We start from the raw sequence: 3,254 nt of genomic DNA on the forward strand, positions 1-3,254 counted from the left end.
GCGCCGCGAACTGGCCGCGCTGCCGGCCGGCGACGGCGACCGGATGCTGCTGCGCCTGGTCTCGATGCGCCCGACCCCGCGGCCGGCGGTCAGGTCGGCGGGGAGAGACACCCCCGTGCCTAAAATTCCAGCACGCTAGGCGGTGACCGGGGCGGCGGGGCGGGAGGCGCGGCGTTCCTCGCGGCGGGCGGCGCGCTCGTGGTCGCTGCGGGCGATGATCTGGGCGACGGCTTCGGCGAGGTCTGCGACGGCGGTCGGGTGTTCTGCGGTGACCTCGAAAGCGGCGGCAACGGCGCGGGCGTCGTGGTCGACGTGCACGCGGTGGCCGTGCAGGGCGGCGACCGGGGCGGGGCAGTCGAGGGCGTATCCGTGGGCGGTGAGCTGGTCGAGGAGCTTGTTCCACAGCGTTTCCGCCGGGTCGTCTACCGGCGGGGTGTCGCTGGTGCAGGTCGGGCAGGGGCAGCCGGGGTGGCAGGGCTCGCCGGGCTGGGCGGGGCAGGCGGGGCAGGCGTCGCGTTCCTCTGGCGGGATTTCGGCGGTCTGGGCGATGTCGAAAACGGCGACCGTGACAAACTTGGGCCTGCTAGGGGTCTCGCTGGCGTCGTCGCCGTCGTCGGCTTCGGCGTTCTCGTCGGGCTCGTTCGAGGTGTCCGGCTCGGCGGTGTCGGCGTCCTTCTTGCCGTTGCCCCGGGGCTTGATCAGTCGGAGTCCGGTCTCACCCTTCTTGATGTGCCGGCCTCGCTGCCGCCATCCGTTGCCGGTTTCCACGTCGGACAGGACGAAGCCGCGTTCGGCGGCCTGCTCGTGCAAGAGCAACTGATTGCGAAGGCTGTAGCCGAGGATGCGGGCGGACACACCGCCGGTGGCGGCGTGGGTTGCGAAGCTGCGGACCGCCTCGGCGCGCTCCAGATACTCGGTGGACTGCCGCTTTACCTCGTCGTCCCGCTCCCGCCAGGCAGCGCGCTCGGCGTCGCTGCACCGGCTGCGGGTGCCGCTCTGGCGTGAGGGGGTCTTACGGGCGGTGGACTTGCGGGGCATGGGTGAACTCCTGTCCTGTCGGCCATCCGGCCTCATACCTAAAATTCTAGCACACTTCTTGATCTGGCGGTATTCAGATCAGGCCGGTTGCGGCGTATCGCTGGGCGTGGGTGGGGCAGAGGGCGGCCCCGTACGTGAGGATCGTCGGCATCTCGGGGCATCCGAGGCTGTCGCAACCGGTGGGGGCTACCCGGTGCAGGTCGCGCCAGAGGTTGGCAACGATGGTGGCGGGCTGGTGAGGCAGCCCGTGGGACGGCCGGTGCGCGGGTACCGGGCGGCCGTCCACGGTCAGGGTGAACAGGTCGCATTGCGTGTGCGCCGGGACGGTGTGCCGGTGAACGATGGTCCGCAGGTTGTTGACCCTGATGGTCAGCTCGCTGTGGAGCTCGTTCTCTGCGTGCGGCCATGCCGGTGACCTGTGCTCGGCTTGCCAGGCGTCGCCTCCGTAGAGGCGGCAGACTGCTTCGGCGATTTCTCGGGCGGCCGTTTCGCAACCGTGCTCGGGGCCGGTCGGGTGAGGGCTGATGGTGAGCGTTTCCATATGGGTGAAGCGGCGGCGGTCGGCGGGCGGCAGGTCGGCGATGCTGGCCACAGTCGTTCTCCTGTTCAGGGCGAATTGCGGTGTCGGCGTGAGTGGCGGGAGCGGCAGCCGGCATCGGCGCGCTCGATGCGCGTCGATGACGTTTGCCGCTGCTCGGCCGCCAGCAGCGGCCGGGCAGCGTGCGGTTAGGACGCTTGGCCTAGGAGGTATCGGGCATCCCCGGTGAGAACCCATCCCGCTGTGTCCTGCAACAGGCGTTCGGCGCGGCGGGCCAGCGTGAGCGGGTAGACGTCGGGGGCTTGGACGTAGTGCTTCCCGGTCTGGCACAGGTCAAGGCACAGCACAGCTAGGCGGAGCAGGGCGCGCATCCGGCCGGGGTTGGTTTCGGGGCAGTGATGCCGGCGGGCGTACTTGATCAGCTCGACGGTTGCTGCTCGGAAGTCGAGGGCGGTCCTGGTGTCGCTGATGGTTGCGGTGGGCCATGCGGGGGAGTGCTCGCAGAGGTGCAGGTGGGTGGTCACCTGGGCCATGCGGCGACAGGTGATGTTAAGCAGTTCAAAGACCTGTCGGGCACGGCGGTCGGCGGGCACGGCCGGCAGGGTCGGCATGGTCATCGTGGGGGCGGTAAGGATCGACATTGCTTCTCCCTGGGCTGGGTTCGGGTGGGGTGCCGAGAGGGGTTCGCCGGTCCTCTCGGCGGGGAGACGGGTTGTGCGGCGGTCGGGGGCGGCCTGCTCAGGTCGCCCCCGACCGGGCGGGCTAGCGATAGCGGCGGCGGGTGGCGGTGGTCTTGGTGGCGGTGGCGGTGGCGGCGGTGGTGTGGTGCCACTGCTGGACCGTTACGCCGTGGCGCTTGGCGTCGTACATGGCGGCGTCGGCGCGTTGGAGCAGGGCGGAAGCCGTGCGGGTGTTGTCGTCGGCGACCGCGAGCCCGATGCTGGCGGGGCAGTTGACTTCTTCGCCGAAGATCGTGAGCGTGATGCCGAGGAGGGCGGCCCCGATTGCGGCGGCGTTCGCGCGTCCGGTGCGTTCGCCGTCGTCGGTGATGATCAGGAACTCATCGCCGCTCATGCGGCCGACGTATGCGGCGGGCAGGTCGAGCGCAACGATGGCGGCGGCGACGTGGCAAAGGACGCTGTCGCCTGCGGCGTGCCCGTGGCGGTCGTTGATTGCCTTGAAGCCGTTGAGGTCAAGCAGGGCGACGCTGACGGGCCGGTTGCGGTCGGCCAGGAGCGCGGTCAGGTGGCGCACCAGCGCGCGGCGGTTGGGCAGTCCGGTCAGCGGGTCATGGTCGGCCTCGTGACGGGCAGTCGCCAGATCGGCGCTGAGGCGCGTATTGCGCCAGATCAGGGCGAAGCACGAGACGGAGGTGGTGCCGAGCAGAATTTCCGTGAGTCCGAGCATTGCGCACTCCTCATGGTTGGTCTGGCGTGGCGTGCGGTGGGGGTTCGCCGGTCCCACCGCCTTACACCTAAAATTCTAGCACGCTTACTGTCCTTTGTGGGGTGTGACCTGGGTTTTTTTCGTGCGTGGGGCTCGGAGAGGAGATCCATCCCGGCGGCCTGGTCGTGACCGACCATGGTCGGGGTCGGGGGTGCAACCGGGGTTGGGTTGCGGCCCCGGCCCCGACCGTGGTTGCCCTTGTGGCAGGCCGTCGGGATGGATCGGGGAGGGA

At 69.9% G+C, this 3,254-nt stretch carries 4 protein-coding genes; all 4 read right to left on the reverse strand.

What is annotated here, in order from left to right:
* Nucleotides 1-135: 135 nt before the first annotated feature.
* Nucleotides 136-1,038, reverse strand: coding sequence for an ArdC family protein (locus ABZ671_RS32545; protein WP_357865354.1), 903 nt, complete (start codon nucleotides 1,036-1,038; stop codon nucleotides 136-138).
* 73 nt (nucleotides 1,039-1,111) lie between these two features.
* On the reverse strand, nucleotides 1,112-1,630 hold the full coding sequence (locus ABZ671_RS32550; RefSeq protein ID WP_357865356.1) for a hypothetical protein: 519 nt from the start codon (nucleotides 1,628-1,630) through the stop codon (nucleotides 1,112-1,114).
* Nucleotides 1,631-1,764: 134 nt separating this feature from the next.
* Nucleotides 1,765-2,217, reverse strand: a complete 453-nt coding sequence (locus ABZ671_RS32555; protein ID WP_357865358.1) for a hypothetical protein — start codon at nucleotides 2,215-2,217, stop codon at nucleotides 1,765-1,767.
* Between the two features lie 121 nt (nucleotides 2,218-2,338).
* Nucleotides 2,339-2,983: a GGDEF domain-containing protein gene (locus tag ABZ671_RS32560; protein ID WP_357865360.1), complete on the reverse strand. Its 645-nt coding sequence runs from the start codon at nucleotides 2,981-2,983 to the stop codon at nucleotides 2,339-2,341.
* Nucleotides 2,984-3,254 lie beyond the last annotated feature (271 nt).

Source organism: Micromonospora sp. NPDC006766 (assembly GCF_040636055.1).
Classification (GTDB): domain Bacteria; phylum Actinomycetota; class Actinomycetes; order Mycobacteriales; family Micromonosporaceae; genus Micromonospora.

Coding starts and splice junctions, on each gene's coding strand:
- ABZ671_RS32545 (WP_357865354.1), bottom strand. CDS start 1,038: ATGCCCCGCAAGTCCACCGCCCGTAAGACCCCCTCACGCCAGAGCGGC.
- ABZ671_RS32555 (WP_357865358.1), bottom strand. CDS start 2,217: ATGTCGATCCTTACCGCCCCCACGATGACCATGCCGACCCTGCCGGCC.
- ABZ671_RS32560 (WP_357865360.1), bottom strand. CDS start 2,983: ATGCTCGGACTCACGGAAATTCTGCTCGGCACCACCTCCGTCTCGTGC.